We start from the raw sequence: 15,896 nt of genomic DNA on the forward strand, positions 1-15,896 counted from the left end.
GACGGCCGGTCAGCCGCCGATGCCCTTCCAGGCCGTCGTCCCGTCGGCCTCGATCTGCTGCTTCCAGATCGGCAGCTCGCGCTTGATCGCCTCGATCAGCTCGCGGCAGACCTCGAAGGCGTCCGCACGATGCGCGGTGCCGACAGCGATGACCACCGCGGCGTCGCCGACCGCGAGATCTCCGATGCGATGGCTCACCGCGACCTCGCCGGCACGATCCCCGAGCGCCGCCTCGGCGATGGCTCGCAGCGCGGCCTCGGCGCCGGGGTGGGCCTCGTAGTGCAGCGCGGTGACGGTGCCCGCGGCATCCGGATCGTGATCGCGCACGGTGCCGACGAAACTGGTGACCGCGCCCACGGCCGGCGAGTCCACCGCACCGAGGTGGGCTGCCACATCCAGCGGCTCGACGGTGATGCGCGCGATGCGGATCGCGCCCATCAGTGATCGTGCCCGTCGAGCTGCGCGACCACGTGCGACGCGACGCCGACGACGACGACGATCCCGGATGCCACGGCCCGGGGCGAGCCCGGCAGGTTCACGATCAGCGCCTTCCCGGCGACCCCGGCGCGGCCGCGCGACAGCACCGCCGTGGGGGTCTCGGCAACTCCGCGGCGCCGGAGCTCCTCGGCAATCCCGGGCAGTTCGCGCTCGATCACCTCGGACGTGCCCTCGGGCGTCTCGTCGCGGGGGGACACGCCCGTGCCGCCCGTCGTCACGATCAGCCGCGCGCCGTCGGCCAGCGCCCGCCGCAGCGCCGCGGCCACGGATGCGGCGCCGTCCTCGACGACGGCGGGGTCCGAACATTCCCATCCGGCCTCGCGGAGCGCGATGACGGCCGCGGGCCCGGCGGCGTCCTCTCGCTCGCCGCGGGCGGATCGGTCGGACACGGTGATGACGACGGCGGAGCGGCTCATGTCACCCACCCTAGGAGCGATCGGCCGGCGCCGCCGGGGGCTGGGCGGGCTCGTCGTCGTCGTCGGCGTGGGTGTTCTCGACGGCGATCCGGCCCTCCTCGACCGTGCCCTCGGCCATCTCCGAGATGCGTGTCGCCATCGCGGTGAAGATCAGCCCGTGGAACGGCAGCACCCCGAGCCAGTACAGACGCCCGGCCAGGCCCCGCGGGAAGAAGATCGCGCGCTGCTCGTATCGGGCGCCGCCGTCGCGCGGCGCGGACTTCAGCTCGAGCCATGCCTCGCCGGGCACCCGCATCTCCGCGCGCAGGCGCAGCAGTCGACCTTCCTCGACAGCCTCGACGCGCCAGAAGTCGATCGCGTCGCCGACGCGCACCTTGCCCCGGCTGCGGCGGCCGCGTGCGAGACCGATGCCGCCGACGAGGCGGTCCATCCAGCCGCGGATCTGCCACAGCGCCCGGGCCGAGTACCAGCCGTTCGTGCCGCCGATGCCGGCGATGACCTCCCACAGCCGCTCGGGCGAGGCGGTCGTGTCGGACGACCGCTCGTCGGTGAACACGGTGCGTCCGGCCCACTCCGGGTCGCTCGGCAGCGGATCGCTCGGCGCGCCGAGCACGTCGGCGTCCTGCCAGCTCGTCTCGACCTCGTCGGCGTCGACGCGGCCGAGGGCCAACCGGACCGACCGCCGGTAGGGCGTCAGCCCGCCGTCCGGCTGCGGGATGATCCCGTCGATGTCGTGGTCGTCCATCACGCACTCGTTCTGGAGCGAGGCGATGAGCGGTCGGGCTATCGACCGCGGAACCGGCGTCACGAGATTCACCCAGTGCGACGCGAGACCCGGCGTCAGCACGGGGAGCGCGGCGATGGCCCGTTGCCGCAGCCCCGCCTCGAGCGCGTATCCGTTCATCATCTGTCCGTAGCGCAGCACGTCGGGCCCGCCGATGTCGACCGCTCGATTCAGGTCGGGCGCGACGCGGGCTGCCCCCAGCAGGTAATGGAGGACGTCGCGCACCGCGATCGGCTGGATGCGGTTGCGCACCCATTTCGGAGCGGGCATGTACGGCAGCACATCGGTGAGGTGTCGCACCATCTCGAACGACGCCGACCCCGATCCGATGACGACGCCGGCCTGGAGCACGAGGGTGGGCACGCCCGAGTCCAGCAGGATCTCGCCGACCTGGACGCGCGAGCGCAGGTGCGGCGACAGCTCCGCGTCGGAGGGGTGCAGACCTCCGAGGTAGACGATGCGCGACACGGACGCGTCGGCGGCAGCTGCGGCGACGGTCCGGGCGGCGCGCTCGTCGGCCTCCTCGAAGCCGGCACCGGCTCCCATCGAGTGGATGAGGTAGTAGACCACATCGACGTCGGCGACCGCCTCCCCGACGGCGTCGGCGTCGTCCGCCGAGCCGCCGACGATCTCGACCTCGCTCCCCCAGGGGAAGCTCGCGACGCGCTCGGGAGTGCGGGCCAGCACGCGCACGCGGTATCCGGCGGCGACGAGACGGGGAACGAGGCGTCCGCCGATGTAGCCCGTCGCTCCGAGCACGAGTGCGCGGGGAGCCGACCCGTCGGGTCGGGGCTGCGCCTGCAGCTCGGGCTCGTGTCCGGTGGGTGCGGTCAGCTCGGTCATGCTCAGACGCTAGGCGGACGAGCGCTCGACCGACACGACTTGACAACGTCGCGCCCGGGTCGCATCGCGTGCGTCCCGCGGCCCGTCGGTCAGCGACGCCCCGTGCCGAAGATCCCGCGGATGACGCCGGTCAGCATCTCCTGCGCGGCTTTCGAGCCCAGGATCTGCTCGGTCGGCGTCTTGCGTCGCGACCGCGAGTTCGGGGTCATGCTCCGCAGCATCCGGTCGTACTCGCGCCGCTCCTTCGCCTCGTCGGCGGCGGCCTGCTTGCGGATCGCGGCGAGCTGTTTCTCGTAGGCGGCATCGGCCTTCGCCCGGAGCTTCGCGGCGTCCTGCTCGGCCTTGCGCTGGGCCGCCTCGGCCTCGGCGGCGTCGAGAGCGGCGCGAGCGGCGTTCATCCGCGCGGTGAGGATCTCGCGCGCCGACTCGCGGTCGACCGCTTCGGCGTAGCGCGGGCGAAGTGCGGACGCCGCGATCGTCGCCTCGATGCGCTCCGTCGGCGCGGGCGCCATCGATGCCTGCGGTGCTCGCAGACGCGTCCACGCCACCGGGGTCGGGGCGCCGCGCTCGTTCATGACGGTGACGATGGCCTCACCCGTACCCAGCTCCTGCAGCACGCGCTCCAGGTCGTATCCCGACGTGGGATAGGTGCCCACGCTCGCGCGCAGCGCCTTCGCATCGTCGGGCGTGAAGGCGCGCAGCGCGTGCTGCACCCGCGATCCCAGCTGCGCGAGCACGTCGCCGGGGACGTCCTTCGGCGTCTGTGTGACGAAGAAGACGCCCACCCCCTTGGATCGGATGAGACGCACCGTCTGCACGACGGCCGCGAGGAAGTCCTTCGACGCGTCGCGGAACAGCAAGTGCGCCTCGTCGAAGAAGAACACCAGCTTGGGCTTGTCGACGTCGCCCACCTCGGGGAGCATCTCGAACAGCTCGGCGAGCAGGTACATGAGGAACGTGGAGTACAGCACCGGCTGATCGGCCACCCCCGGCAGCTCGAGCAGGTTGACGACACCGTCGCCGCTCTCCGTGGTGCGCAGGAGGTCGCTGACGTCGAACTCCGGCTCGCCGAAGAAGGCGTCCGCGCCCGCATCGGCGAATGTGATCAGCTCGCGCAGGATGACACCCGCCGTCGCCTTGGACAGCCCGCCGAGCTCGGCGAGCTCCGCCTTGCCGTCGTCGCTCGTGAGGTACGTCAGCACAGCCCGGAGGTCGGCGAGGTCGACGAGCGCGAGCCCGTTGCTGTCGGCGTAGTGGAAGACCAGGCCGAGGCTCGACTCCTGCGTGTCGTTCAGACCGAGCACCCGGCTGAGCAGGAGGGGTCCGAAGCCGGAGACGGTCGCGCGGATGGGCACGCCCGAGCCTCGCCCGCCGAGCGCGAGGAACTCCGTCGCGAACGAGCGTGGGGTCCAGTCCTGACCGATGGCGCGGGTCCGCGACAGCAGCTTCTCGCCGCCCTCGCCCTCGACCGCCAGGCCGGAGAGATCGCCCTTGACGTCGGCGGCGAAGACGGGCACGCCGTTCGCAGCGAGCTGCTCGACGAGCCCCTGCAGCGTGCGCGTCTTGCCGGTGCCCGTCGCGCCCGCGACGAGCCCGTGCCGGTTCGTCATCGCGAGCGGGATGCGAACGGGGACGCCCGCGACGGGCTCACCGTTGAGGAGCGCGCCGAGTTCGAGTGCTGGACCCGCGAACGCGTATCCCGCCCGGACGGTCTCGATCTCGCTCGCGTCGAGGGGTCCTGCCGGTGCGACGTGCTCCCCCGCTGCCGGCTGCGGTGACGCCGCGTCCGGCGCATCCCATGCGGAGGGTTCGTCCGGAGCCGCGGATACCGCGCCACCAGCCGTGTCGGCGGACGGGGCGGGTACGTCGCCGTCCCCGGCCTCGGCCGAGCTCCGCGCGGCGGCGGCCTCGGCCGCAGCGAGTGCCGCACGTGCGCGCGCGGCGACGAGCGCGGCCTCCGCCGCCTCCGCTTCAGCTCTCAGCCGAGCGAGCTCGGCCGCGGCGACCCCGCTGTCGGAGGGGACGGCGGGCTCGTTCGGCGTGGCGCTCATGGCGGTGAGCCTAACTGCGGCGCAGCGCCACCGCACGCCGTTCCTGCTCGAGCTGCGCCGTGAACATCGCGGCGACCAGGAGCCCGACGCCGGCGCCCAGCAGCGTGCCGCCGACGGTGTCGGACAGCCAGTGCGCGTGCACGACCGTGCGGCTGAAGGCCATGAGCAGGGTCCAGACGACGCCGACGAGGGCGACCCAGACGCGTGGGAAGAGGATGACGGCGACGACGGCGATCGTCGCGGCGTTCGCCGTATGACCGGACGGATACGACCCCGCATCCGTCGTGACGAGGATGTCCTCGGGGCGGGCCCGGTCGACCAGGTTCTTGATCAGCTGCACGACGAGGGCGCTCAGCGCAGAGGCCACGAGGAAGTACCCCGCCGCCCATGGCCGCCGCAGCAGCACGAGCGCCACCGCCATCGCGATGGGTATCGCGAAGACGCCGACCCACGTGCCGCCGACGCGGTTCATGACGAGCCCGAACACGAGCCCCACGGGCCCGGGATCGGCCGGCAGCGTCTCATTCCACCAGCGATCGATGTCGAACGGCTGGCCGAGCTGCGAGAACAACCACCAACCGAGCAGCGCACCGGCCACCACGAGCACGGCGCCGATGACGGCGCGGCGGGGCCAGAGTCGGCGAGGGTCTGCGATCGGCTCGACGTTCATCGCTCCATTCTGACGACACCCGCCGATCCGGCCGCGGCCCTTGCGTCGGCCGCGGTGATCAGGGTGAGAGCTGGGGCACGCTGCGCGGACGCACGACGAGCCAGAGCGACAGCAGCGCGATCACCGCGCACCCGGCCATGACCGAGGCCATCGTCGTGGCGGTGATGCCCGAGCCGCCCGAGATCCACGCGGCGAGCGGCGAGATGAATCCCGCGACGCCGAAGTTGACCGCGCCCAGGAGCGAGGCAGCCGTGCCCGCGGCCCGACCGTGCCGGTCGAGCGCGAGCACCTGCACGCAGGGGAAGGTGAATCCGCACGCCGTGATGAAGAAGAACAACGGGACGACGGTCCCCCACAGCCCGAGCCCGAGCTGATCGGTCACGATGATCGCGGCGCCTGCCACGACGAGCACCGCGGTCGAGACCGCCATCACCCACTGCGGGCCGAAGCGCGCCGCGAGCCGCGAGGCCGTCTGCACGCCCAGCACGACGCCGAGCGAGTTGATGGCGAAGAGCACGCCGTACTGCTGCGGGTCGAAGCCGTAGGTCTGCTGGAAGAGGAACGACGACGACGACAAGTACGAGAACAGGCCGCTGAAGGTCATGCCGCCGATGATGAGCACCCCGATGAAGATGCGGTCGCTCAACACGCTGCGGTATCGCTGCCAGACCGTCGCCGACCCGTTGTCGCGGCGCCGCGCCCGGGGCAGGGTCTCGGGCACGAGGAAGAGCGAGGCGATGAGCATCACGGCGCCGTACGCGGCGAGGACAACGAAGATCCCGCGCCAGGGCATCACGGTGAGAAGGCCCGAGCCGATGAGCGGCGCGGCGACGGGCGCGACCCCCGAGACCAGCGCGAGCCTGCTGAGCATCACGACGAGGCGACGGCCGCCGAACAGGTCGCGGACGATGGCCATGGCCACAACACCGCCCGCGGCGGCGCCGATGCCCATGAACACACGGGCGGCGCTGAGCAGCTCCAGCGTCGGCGCGATCGCGGCCGCCGTGCTCGAGAGCACGTGCAGCGCCGTGACGCACAGGAGCGGGATGCGGCGGCCCAGCTTGTCGCTGAGCGGGCCGACGACGAGCTGTCCCAGTGCGAAGCCGACCATCGTGCCGGTGAGGGTGAGCTGGATCGCGGCGGCCGTCGTCTGGAAGTCGGCCTCGAGCGCGGGGAACGCCGGCAGGTACAGGTCGATCGTGAACGGGCCGAGCGCGGTGAGCGCGCCGAGCAGGATGATGTAGACGACGCGGCGCGCGGTGGGGATCGCGTCGCCCGGGTGGAGCATGATCGGCGCGGTCGCGGGGTTCGACCCGAGTGTGCGGATGGCGCCGGTGGCGGAGGAGGGATCGGATGAGGTTTCGGGCACGTCTTCTTCGTTTCGTGGCAGCAAGCGTGATGAGCGACCTGCAATCGTAACCCGCGACGGGTTCATCGATGTACCCGCTTCCCAGCCGTTTCACCATTCACACGAATAGGCTGGCTCTGCGCCGAAAGCGACGCGCGTCCCCACGCACCCCTTGCCCCCGAACCGAGGTCACAGCAATGACTCCGTCCGCCGACAAGCGAACGAGCGGCAATCCCGCCGCCCAGGCCAACATCAACCTCACCGTCAAGCAGCAGCGCGAGCAGCAGAAGCAGGCCAAACTGGCCGAGTACCAGAAGCAGCTCGCCAAGCGCCGTCGCAGCAAGCTGGTGTGGTGGGTCGTCGGATCGACCGCCGCGATCGCCGTCATCGCCCTCATCGCGGCATCCGTCGTCTTCGCTCCGCGACCGACGACCTACGAGGCCGGCAACAGCACGGGACGCGACATCGCGGGGGTCGAGACCTTCGAGAACATCACCACCCACGTCGAGGGCACCGTGGAGTACCCGCAGACGCCGCCCGCCGGCGGCGAGCACAACCCCTACTGGCTCAACTGCGGCATCTACACCGAGCCCCAGGCCAACGAGAACGCCGTGCACTCGATGGAGCACGGCGCCGTCTGGATGACGTACGACCCTGCGCGCGTGTCCGACGCCGACATCGAGACGCTCAAGGGCTACATGCCGAGCACCTACGCGATCCTCTCGCCATACCCCGACATGGACACCCCGATCGCGGTCAGCGCGTGGAACGCGCAGCTGAAGGTCGACTCGGCCGACGACGAGCGGATCGGCGAGTTCTTCACCGAGTACTGGCGCAGCCAGAACGTCCCCGAGCCCAACGCGATCTGCTCGGGCGCCATCGACGGGCCCGGCAAGGCGTGACCGACGAGGTCGCGGCGGGGACGGAGGCGCACGGCGCCGTCCCGCCGCAGTCCGGCCTGCGATGGTGGGCCGTGGTGCTCATCGTCCTGACGGTCGCCGGGGCGGCATTCGCGATCGGCCGCTTCTCGGCGTTCGGCACCTCGCCGGCCACGCCCGGCAACGCCTCACCCGAGGCCGGCTTCGCGCGTGACATGCAGGTGCATCACACCCAGGCCGTCGAGATGGCGATGACGATCTATCGCAAGACCGACGATGAGGGCATCCGCACGCTCTCGTTCGACATCGCGACGGCGCAGGCGGGACAGCGAGGCGAGTTCTACGACTGGCTCGTGAAGTGGAACCTGCCGCAGGCGTCGTCCGCTCCCCTGATGCAGTGGATGGTCGGCCACCCGGCGCACGATCACGGAACCGCCGGCGAACCGCAGACCGACGAGGAGCTCCGCGTCGAGATGGGGATGGCCACGCCCGCCCAGCTCGCGCAGCTCGACGCCGAGACCGGCACGGCGGCCGACTGCACGTTCCTCGACCTGATGATCCGACACCACCAGGGCGCCATCCCGATGGCGCAGGCGCTCGTGGACCTCGGCAGCGATCCGCGCGCCGTGCAGGTCGCCGGCGGGATCATCGAGACGCAGAGCGCCGAGATCGACCTCATGCAGTCCCTCCAGCAGCGACTGGGGTGCGGAGGCTGACAGCCCCCGCACCCCAGCGGCATCCCGTGCGGATAGGGCTCAGCCCTTCGTCGCACCCGCCAGAAGGCCGCGCACGAAGAAGCGCTGCAGCGCGAAGAACACGATCAGCGGCACGATGATCGAGATGAAGGTTCCCGCCGACTGCAGGAACCAGCGGTTGCCCCACGTGCCCGACAGCGAGTTGAGCGCCTGCGTGATCGGCAGCGCCCCGGGCGAGGCGAAGATCGTCGCCACCAGCAGATCGTTCCAGACCCACAGGAACTGGAAGATCGCGAAGGAGGCGATCGCGGGGGCGGCGAGCGGCACGATGATGCGGAAGAAGACCTGTCCGTGTCCCGCCCCGTCGACCCGCGCCGCCTCGATGATCTCTCCGGGGATCTCGGCGATGAAGTTGTGCAGCATGAAGGTCGCCAGCGGCAGCGCGAAGATCGCGTGGGCGATCCAGACCCGGGCGAAGCTGTACTGCACCTCGTTGAGCCCGAACCCGGGGAAGATCGGCACCTCGTTGATCGTCAGCCCCTCGGAGAAGAGGCTGAGGAGCGGCACGAGAGCCATCTGCAGCGGAACGATCTGCAGCGCGAACACGAAGATGAACAGGGCGCTGCGGCCCTTGAAGTTGATCCACGCGAACGCGTAGGCGGCGAGGGCCGCCATGACGATCGGGAAGACCGTCGCGGGGATGGTGATGGCGAGCGAGTTCACGAACGCCGATGCGAGGGTCGTCGACGTGCCGCCCGAGGTCAGTGCTTCGGCGTAGTTGTCGAGCGTGAAGTTCGGGTTCGCGAACGCGGTCCACCAGCCGGTCGACTGCGTGTCGGCGCCCGGGCGGAACGAGGTGACGAACAGGCCGAACGTCGGGATCGTCCAGAAGACGGCGATGACGACGGCCGCGATGGTCGCGCCCTTCGACGTCAGCTTCTTGTGGGCGATCGCCTCGTTGCGACGGGTGTCTCGCGCGACCTGGCGCTTGGTGCGGGTGTCCACCGGCGCGGCGGGTGCTGCAACGGTCATCAGCGGATCTCCCTCTGCTTGGCCATCGATCGGGCGTTGTAGATGATCAGCGGCAGGACGAACAGGAACAGCACGACGGCGAGCGCGGACGAGTGCCCGTAGCTCTGGAACCGCTGCTGCTGGTTGACCATCTCGAATCCGAGCACGGTCGTCTCGTCACGACCGCCGGTCATGACCGCGACGATGTCGTAGACCTTCAGCGAGGCGATCGTGATGGTGGTGAGGACGACGATGAGCGAGGAACGGATGCCCGGCACGGTGACGTTGCGGAATCGCTGCCAGGCGTTCGTGCCGTCGAGCTGAGCAGCCTCCAGCTGCTCGGTCGGAACGGCCTTGATGGCGGCCGAGAGGATGACCATCGCGAATCCGGTCTGCGTCCAGATGAACACGATCAGGAGCATCAGGGTGTTCACGACCGGCTTGATGGCGAGCCATTGCACCGGGTCGCCGCCGAACGCGGTGACGATCGCGTTGAGCAGGCCGACCTGATCGCCCTGACGGGCGTCGTACATGAACTTCCAGATGATGCCCGCGCCCACGAACGAGATTGCGACGGGCATGAACACCAGGACCTTGAGGATCTTCTCGCCGCGGGCGCGGTCGATGAAGACGGCGTACGCGAGGCCGATGACGACCGAGATGGTGGGCGCCAGGAGCGCCCACAGGATGGTGTTGACGACCGACGCGGTGCCGGTCGGGTTCGTGAAGACCCAGAAGTAGTTCTCGAGCCCCACGAACTGGTCGCCCGTCTTGTCGTAGAACGACTTGAAGATCGTGGCGATCGCCGGGTAGATGAGACCGAGCGCCAGCATGATGCTCGCCGGTGCCATGAAGAGCACCAGTTGGAAGAGGTATCCGGCTCCCTGTCGCGACCGGAAGTCCGCGAAGAACAGCAGCGCTCCCACGAGCAGCGCGATCGCCACGACGTACAGCACGGCGTTGGCGTAGGGCCGCAGTAGCAGGAACGCCAGCACGGGGATGACGAGGCACGCCACCAGTCGCATGATGAAGTATCCGCGGCCGGGGCGGGGCGCGTACTCGATCAGCACGAGGATGATCCCGACGACGATCCCGAACACGAGCAGGATGACCGGGATCTGGACGAGCGGGTTCTGCGCGCCCAGCCAGAGGAAGAAGCTGTTGAGCGAGAAGCCGATGGTGATGCGGGCCGATTCCTCGCTGGATCCGGTGAAGATCAGCAGCAGGAGGACGGCGGCGATCAGCACGAACCCCGCCACGACGATGATGCGGGTGAGCGATCGTCCCTTCGGGTCGGTCGCGTGCGTGGTCACGGGAGGTTCGGTGTCGACGGGTCTGTCGACGGTCGTCTGCGACATGTGGATCCCCTTCTGAGTACAGCGGTGTACCCGGGCGGTACGGATGGGAGGAGCGGGGTCGGGCTGGTGGCAGCCCGACCCCGCTCGGCTCGACCGATCGTCAGGTGACGATCAGTTCTCGTAGCCGGCCTGGATGTCGGACAGCACGGTGTCGGTGTCCTTGCCGTCGATCCAGTCGACCATGCCCTTCCAGAAGGAGCCCGAGCCCACCGTCGACGGCATCAGGTCGGATGCGTCGAAGCGGAAGACCGTGGTCTCGTCCTGCAGCGTGGTCATGGCCTCCTGCAGGAACTCGCTCGAGGCGAGGGACGGGTCGGCGTTCTTGTTCGCCGAGATGACGCCGCCCAGCTTCACGCGGGCGTCGGCGAACTCGGGCGAAGCCATGAACTCGAGGACCTTCTGCGTCGACTCGTCGTCGGAGAACGCGGCGACGAACTCGCCGCCACCCTCGACCTGGAGCTCGCCCTCGGTGTAGCCGGGGGTCAGGAACGCGTAGACGTCGCCGTCGGGAGCGACCTCGGGGGTGGCGCCGTCGGCGGTCTGCACGTCGAGGAAGTTCGCCGAGAGGAACGACGCCTGGTGGGTCAGCGCGCAGGTGCCGCCCGCGACAGCGGCGGCGACGTCGCCGAACGCGGTCGAGTTGATGCTCTTGACGTCGCCGTAGCCCGCGTTGACGTACTCGGGGTTCAGCAGGATCTCGCCGACCGCGTCGAACGCGGACTTGATCTGGGGATCGGTGAACGCCACGTCGCCGGCGACCCACTGGTCGTACACGTCGGGGCCGGCCTGACGCAGGACGAGGTCCTCGATCCAGTCGGTGCCCGGCCAGCCCGAGGCGGCGTCGGACGCGAAGCCGGCGCACCAGGCGGGCCCGCCGGTCTTCTCGACGATCGTGTCCGTGAGGGCGAGGAGCTGGTCCCACGTCTTCGGAACCTCGACGCCCCATTCGGCGAACTGCTTGGGCGAGTACCAGACGTACCCCTTCAGGTTCGCGAGCATCGGCGCCGCGTAGAAGGTGTCGTCGAAGGTGCCGTACTGCTTCCAGTCGGGCGACCAGTTCTCGTCGACCGCGCTCTCGACCGCCTCGGGTGCGGGAAGCACCTTGCCGGTCTCGACGAGGGTCTTGAGCAGACCGGGCTGCGGGACGATGGCGATGTCCGGAGAGTCTCCACCCGTCACCTTCGTGACGATGTTGCCCTCGAACGACTTGTCGCCCGTGTACTCGACCGTGATGCCGGTGTCCTCGGTGAACTGGGTGAACGATTCGTTCAGTGCGGTCGCCTCACCGCCGGTGATACCGCCCGAGATGCGGACGGTCGTCTTCGCCTCGCCGCTGCCGCCGTCGCCTTCGGTGCCGCCTTCTGCACACCCGGCCAGCACCAGTGCTGCCGCGCCCATGAGCGCAACGGGGGCAAGAAGACGGTATCGCTGTGACAATGCCATGTACTTCTCCTCTATCGGGATCATCGTTCGCCCGGAGGAGTCCTGTCCGCACTCCATTGGGGAACCGATTCCAGGCCAACCTACTGGTCGCAGCATCCCCGCACAACAGCAGATTCATCACGAGATGACAACCATTCGGCCGTGCTATGCCGACGCCATGGAAGCGGTCTCATCCCTTCGTTGTGGAACCGGTTCCTCCTCACGCTCGAAACCGCTACGCTCTCCGTGGGAAGCCCCCGGCAGGTTGCACTCCCCAGCGGACGAGGAGGTCCCATGAGCACCATCGCGGATGTCGCCCGTCGAGCCGGCGTATCGAAAGCGACCGCGAGCCGCGCGTTGACGGGCCGCGGCTACGTGTCGGACGAGACCCGCGGTCGCGTGGCCGCCGCGGCGCAGGAACTGTCGTACGTCGCCCACTCCTCGGCGAGCAGTCTGGCCAGCGGACGCACGCAGACCATCGGTGTCGTCATGCCGCACGTCAGCCGGTGGTTCTTCGGCGAGGTGCTGGAGGGGATCCAGGCGGCGCTGCTCGAGCACGGGCTCGATCTCACGCTCTACGACGCACGGCCCGGCACCGACACGCGCCGCCGGGTGTTCGAGGACTTCCTCGCACGCCGCCGCTTCGACGGGGTGATCGCCGTGGGTCTCGAGCCCGCCGAGAGCGAGCTCGACGCTCTCCTGGCCCTCGGCAAGCCGGTGGTCAACGTGATCGGCACCGACGGCGCGACGAGCGTGGTCACCCTCGACGACGCGCACGCGACGGCGCTCGCGACGGCCCACCTCGTCGAACTCGGACACCGCCGGATCACGTTCCTCGGCGGCACCGACACGACGCTGTGGCCCCACGTGGAGTCGGAGCGGTACGCGGGGTACGAGTCGGAGATGCGGCGCGCCGGACTCGCCGACGAGATCTCCCGGGCGCCCGCCGAGCTGTCGATGCCCGCGGGCTACGCCGCCGCCGTCGATGTGCTGAGCGACGCCTCCGCGCGCCCGACCGGCATCGTGGCCGCGTGCGACGAGGTGGCCATCGGTGCGATCATCGCTGCCCGACGGCTCGGCATCCTGGTGCCGTCGTCGCTGAGCGTCGTGGGCGTCGACGATCACGTCAACGCCGAGATGTTCGCTCTCACCACGCTGCGACAGGTCCCCCGCGATCAGGGCCGTGCGGCGGTCGACTTGCTGCTCCGGCACCTCGACGACCCGGACGCCGAGAACGTGACCCTGCGGATCAAGGCCCGCATGGTGGTGCGCGGCTCCACCGCCGGGGCGCCCGGCTACAGTTCCGTCGCGGTGCGCGACTCGTCGCTCTCGCGTCAGGAGCGGTGAACCGCCGCGCCACGGCTCGGACCGTCGGCCCCGAGCAGACACGACGACGGCCCCGGATGCAGCATCCGGGGCCGTCGTGCTGCTCTCGGGTGAGAGCGGGGAATTACTTGAGGGTGACCGTCGCGCCGGCCTCTTCGAGAGCGGCCTTCGCCTTCTCGGCGGTCTCCTTGTTCGCGCCCTCGAGGACGGCCTTGGGAGCACCGTCGACGACAGCCTTGGCCTCGCCGAGGCCCAGCGAGGTGAGCTCGCGGACCGTCTTGATGACCTGGATCTTCTTGTCGCCGGCAGCCTCGAGGATGACGTCGAACGAGTCCTTCTCCTCCTCGGCCTCAGCGGCACCAGCGCCACCAGCGGCGCCGGCGACGGCGACGGGGGCAGCAGCGGTGACGTCGAACTTCTCCTCGAACGCCTTCACGAACTCGCTGAGCTCGACGAGGGTCAGGCCGGCGAACTGCTCGAGCAGCTCCTCGGTGGAAAGCTTCGCCATGATGTATCTCCTAGATAGATGGGGTTGGTGTAAGAGCTCGCCTGTCGCTCACGCGGCGTCGGCGGTCTCCAGCTTTTCGCGAAGCGCGTCGATGGTGGCGGCAGCCTTGCCCATCGTCGCCTTCATCATGCCCGCGGCCTTGGCCAGCAGAACCTCGCGGCTCTCGAGCGAGGCGTACTTGTTGACCTCGTCGGCGGAGAGGGCGTTGCCCTCGAAGATGCCGCCCTTGATGACGAGGAGCGGGTTGGCCTTGGCGAAGTCACGCAGAGCCTTGGCGGTGGCGACGAAGTCGCCGTGCACGAACGCCACGGCCGAGGGACCCTTGAGGTCCTCGTCGAGCGCCGTGATCCCCGCGTTGTTCGCGGCGATCTTGGTCAGCGTGTTCTTCACCACGGCGTAGTTCGCGTCCTGACGGATGCTGTTGCGCAGCTGCTTGAGCTGGGCCACCGTCAGACCGCGGTACTCGGTCAGCAGAACGGCAGTCGAGTCCTCGAATGACTTCGTGAGCTCGGCGACCGATGCGTCCTTCTGCACCATGGTCACTCCTTGATGTGTGCCTGACGCCCCGCGGTGGCGGAGCGCCGGCCTCGACCAGCCCCGGACATGACAAAAGCTCCGGCGCAGAGGCACGGAGCTCGGTTCCCGAAGGAGAAGTTCAGTGTCACCTGCGCGGGCCCCTGCTGTGCAGAGCTTCGATCTCGAGTGCGCTCACGCGCACACCGATGACCAGCGGTCTTTGGCTTACCCCCACCATACCCCCCATCCCCCCATCCCCCAAATCCCCCCGCTCGTCGCCGAGTGCACGGCATCCCGCCCAGTGCACGGCAACGCTGCGCAGGGTTGCCGTGCACCGGGCGCGTTCTCGTGCGCTCGGCGCCGGCCGCGAGTTCTGCACACATGGGGGGTGGTTTGGGGGGTCCACACATGGGTGGGGTGGTGGGGGTGGGAGGGAGGTCGGGGGTGAGCATGGGCGGGATGCGCAGACGACGAGGACCGGATGAGGTGTGGGGATTGCTCCACCGCCGACGCGACCTGCTCGTGGCGGGTGAGAGCGAACGCTCGATCGACCGTTCGGTCCGGGACGGCATCCGGGTGCACGTGCGACGCGGCTGGTACGTCGACCGAGCCGCGTTCGACGAGCTCTATGCCGAGGATGCGCATCTGCTCCATGTGATGGCGGTCGCCCACGAGGTGCACGGCCACGCGGTCGTCTCGCACGAGTCCGCCGGGGTGCTGCACGGTCTCGATCTCTATCGCCTCCGACCGGCCCGCGTTCACCTCACGACGGCGCCGGGCGCCCGGGTCTCCAGCGGCCCCGACGCGTTCCGGCACTGCACTCCTCTCGATGCACACGACGTCGTCCAGGTGAACGGCATCCGCTGCACCTCCCTCGGGCGCACGGTATTCGACGTCGCGCGCACGATGACCCCCGAGGCGGCGCTCGTCATGGCCGACCGCGCGGAACGGCTCTGGTGCGACCGCACGGGCCGCTCCCCCGACGAATGGCGGACCGCGATGGCCGCTCGGGTCGCGGCGGCGGGGGCGGCGCGCGGGATCAGGCGGGCCCGGTGGGTGGCGGGCTTCGCCGACGGCCGGGCCGAGTCGACCCTCGAGAGCGTCAGCCGGTTCCGGCTGCACCAGCTCGGCTTCCGTTCGGTCCGGCTGCAGGTGCCGATCGCCGGCCCACGCGGCGCGGGCTGGTACCGCGTCGACTTCGGCCTGGACGACGCCGACGCCTGGGGCGAGTGCGACGGCGTCGGCAAATACCTCGACCCGGGCCTCCGCTCCCCGCGCTCCGCCGAGGACGCCGTCCTCGCCGAGAAACGCCGCGAGGACTGGATCCGGGGCACGACCGGACGCCGCCTCGTGCGCTGGGAGTCCCGTCACGTCACCTCCCCCGCAACCTTCGCCGCTCACCTCAGGGCATTCAACATCCACCCTCCCCGCTGAGCGCACGGCTTGCCGCCGAGTGCACGGGACATCCACGCACAGATGCCGTGCAGTCGATGGGATGCCATGCACTCGGCGCCGGGGTGGGGGGTGGGGGTGGGGGTGGGGGGGTGTGGGGGGCACGCCGAGGGGGAGGGG

Annotated in this window: 15 protein-coding genes; 4 read left to right on the forward strand and 11 right to left on the reverse strand. The window is 69.9% G+C overall.

Features of this window, described 5'->3' with window-relative positions; genetic code table 11:
* Positions 1–9: 9 nt before the first annotated feature.
* The 6 genes from BLT21_RS05080 to BLT21_RS05105 form a co-directional block, all read right to left on the reverse strand.
* Entirely contained in the window at positions 10–438 is a 429-nt protein-coding gene (locus tag BLT21_RS05080; RefSeq protein ID WP_091500036.1) for a molybdenum cofactor biosynthesis protein MoaE, read from the reverse strand.
* Complete coding sequence (locus BLT21_RS05085; protein ID WP_091500701.1) at positions 438–914, reverse strand: MogA/MoaB family molybdenum cofactor biosynthesis protein; 477 nt, start codon at positions 912–914, stop codon at positions 438–440. Before BLT21_RS05085 ends, BLT21_RS05080 begins: the two co-directional genes overlap by 1 nt.
* Positions 915–924: 10 nt before the next feature.
* Positions 925–2,541, reverse strand: coding sequence for an SDR family oxidoreductase (locus BLT21_RS05090; RefSeq protein WP_091500039.1), 1,617 nt, complete (start codon positions 2,539–2,541; stop codon positions 925–927).
* 89 nt (positions 2,542–2,630) lie between these two features.
* Positions 2,631–4,592, reverse strand: a complete 1,962-nt coding sequence (locus BLT21_RS05095) for a helicase HerA-like domain-containing protein (protein ID WP_091500044.1) — start codon at positions 4,590–4,592, stop codon at positions 2,631–2,633.
* Between the two features lie 10 nt (positions 4,593–4,602).
* A complete protein-coding gene (locus tag BLT21_RS05100; protein ID WP_091500047.1) occupies positions 4,603–5,262 on the reverse strand; it encodes a phosphatase PAP2 family protein in 660 nt (219 codons plus the stop codon).
* 58 nt (positions 5,263–5,320) lie between these two features.
* Positions 5,321–6,550, reverse strand: coding sequence for a multidrug effflux MFS transporter (locus BLT21_RS05105; RefSeq protein WP_256335968.1), 1,230 nt, complete (start codon positions 6,548–6,550; stop codon positions 5,321–5,323).
* A 257-nt stretch (positions 6,551–6,807) separates the two neighbouring features.
* Between BLT21_RS05105 and BLT21_RS05110 the strand changes: the two genes are divergently transcribed.
* Positions 6,808–7,512, forward strand: coding sequence for a DUF3105 domain-containing protein (locus tag BLT21_RS05110; RefSeq protein WP_091500052.1), 705 nt, complete (start codon positions 6,808–6,810; stop codon positions 7,510–7,512).
* Positions 7,509–8,204 carry a DUF305 domain-containing protein gene (locus tag BLT21_RS05115; RefSeq protein WP_091500055.1) on the forward strand — a complete coding sequence of 232 codons (696 nt, stop codon included), beginning with the start codon at positions 7,509–7,511 and terminating at the stop codon, positions 8,202–8,204. Before BLT21_RS05110 ends, BLT21_RS05115 begins: the two co-directional genes overlap by 4 nt.
* Positions 8,205–8,243: 39 nt before the next feature.
* Here BLT21_RS05115 and BLT21_RS05120 read toward each other — a convergent pair whose 3' ends face one another.
* The 3 genes from BLT21_RS05120 to BLT21_RS05130 form a co-directional block, all read right to left on the reverse strand.
* On the reverse strand, positions 8,244–9,215 hold the full coding sequence (locus BLT21_RS05120) for a carbohydrate ABC transporter permease (protein WP_091500057.1): 972 nt from the start codon (positions 9,213–9,215) through the stop codon (positions 8,244–8,246).
* Positions 9,215–10,552 carry a carbohydrate ABC transporter permease gene (locus BLT21_RS05125; protein ID WP_091500059.1) on the reverse strand — a complete coding sequence of 446 codons (1,338 nt, stop codon included), beginning with the start codon at positions 10,550–10,552 and terminating at the stop codon, positions 9,215–9,217. Before BLT21_RS05125 ends, BLT21_RS05120 begins: the two co-directional genes overlap by 1 nt.
* A gap of 111 nt (positions 10,553–10,663) precedes the next feature.
* Complete coding sequence (locus BLT21_RS05130; protein WP_176786812.1) at positions 10,664–11,995, reverse strand: ABC transporter substrate-binding protein; 1,332 nt, start codon at positions 11,993–11,995, stop codon at positions 10,664–10,666.
* Positions 11,996–12,268: 273 nt separating this feature from the next.
* Between BLT21_RS05130 and BLT21_RS05135 the strand changes: the two genes are divergently transcribed.
* Positions 12,269–13,321, forward strand: a complete 1,053-nt coding sequence (locus tag BLT21_RS05135; RefSeq protein ID WP_091500063.1) for a LacI family DNA-binding transcriptional regulator — start codon at positions 12,269–12,271, stop codon at positions 13,319–13,321.
* 103 nt (positions 13,322–13,424) lie between these two features.
* Here BLT21_RS05135 and rplL read toward each other — a convergent pair whose 3' ends face one another.
* The gene (gene rplL / locus BLT21_RS05140) at positions 13,425–13,808 is read right to left on the reverse strand and encodes a 50S ribosomal protein L7/L12 (RefSeq protein ID WP_023952029.1); all 384 of its coding nucleotides are present in this window, start codon (positions 13,806–13,808) and stop codon (positions 13,425–13,427) included.
* Between the two features lie 48 nt (positions 13,809–13,856).
* On the reverse strand, positions 13,857–14,345 hold the full coding sequence (rplJ, locus tag BLT21_RS05145) for a 50S ribosomal protein L10 (protein WP_091500065.1): 489 nt from the start codon (positions 14,343–14,345) through the stop codon (positions 13,857–13,859).
* A 438-nt stretch (positions 14,346–14,783) separates the two neighbouring features.
* Here rplJ and BLT21_RS05150 point away from each other — a divergent pair, with 438 nt between their 5' ends.
* Positions 14,784–15,758, forward strand: coding sequence for a hypothetical protein (locus BLT21_RS05150; protein ID WP_143024940.1), 975 nt, complete (start codon positions 14,784–14,786; stop codon positions 15,756–15,758).
* The last annotated feature ends 138 nt before the right edge of the window (positions 15,759–15,896 follow it).

Origin of the sequence: Microbacterium sp. cf332 (assembly GCF_900102175.1) — a bacterium.
GTDB lineage: Bacteria > Actinomycetota > Actinomycetes > Actinomycetales > Microbacteriaceae > Microbacterium.

Coding starts and splice junctions, on each gene's coding strand:
- BLT21_RS05080 (WP_091500036.1), bottom strand. CDS start 438: ATGGGCGCGATCCGCATCGCGCGCATCACCGTCGAGCCGCTGGATGTG.
- BLT21_RS05085 (WP_091500701.1), bottom strand. CDS start 914: ATGAGCCGCTCCGCCGTCGTCATCACCGTGTCCGACCGATCCGCCCGC.
- BLT21_RS05090 (WP_091500039.1), bottom strand. CDS start 2,541: ATGACCGAGCTGACCGCACCCACCGGACACGAGCCCGAGCTGCAGGCG.
- BLT21_RS05095 (WP_091500044.1), bottom strand. CDS start 4,592: ATGAGCGCCACGCCGAACGAGCCCGCCGTCCCCTCCGACAGCGGGGTC.
- BLT21_RS05100 (WP_091500047.1), bottom strand. CDS start 5,262: ATGAACGTCGAGCCGATCGCAGACCCTCGCCGACTCTGGCCCCGCCGC.
- BLT21_RS05105 (WP_256335968.1), bottom strand. CDS start 6,550: ATGCTCCACCCGGGCGACGCGATCCCCACCGCGCGCCGCGTCGTCTAC.
- BLT21_RS05110 (WP_091500052.1), top strand. CDS start 6,808: ATGACTCCGTCCGCCGACAAGCGAACGAGCGGCAATCCCGCCGCCCAG.
- BLT21_RS05120 (WP_091500057.1), bottom strand. CDS start 9,215: ATGACCGTTGCAGCACCCGCCGCGCCGGTGGACACCCGCACCAAGCGC.
- BLT21_RS05125 (WP_091500059.1), bottom strand. CDS start 10,552: ATGTCGCAGACGACCGTCGACAGACCCGTCGACACCGAACCTCCCGTG.
- BLT21_RS05130 (WP_176786812.1), bottom strand. CDS start 11,995: ATGGCATTGTCACAGCGATACCGTCTTCTTGCCCCCGTTGCGCTCATG.
- BLT21_RS05135 (WP_091500063.1), top strand. CDS start 12,269: ATGAGCACCATCGCGGATGTCGCCCGTCGAGCCGGCGTATCGAAAGCG.
- rplL (WP_023952029.1), bottom strand. CDS start 13,808: ATGGCGAAGCTTTCCACCGAGGAGCTGCTCGAGCAGTTCGCCGGCCTG.
- rplJ (WP_091500065.1), bottom strand. CDS start 14,345: ATGGTGCAGAAGGACGCATCGGTCGCCGAGCTCACGAAGTCATTCGAG.
- BLT21_RS05150 (WP_143024940.1), top strand. CDS start 14,784: ATGCGCAGACGACGAGGACCGGATGAGGTGTGGGGATTGCTCCACCGC.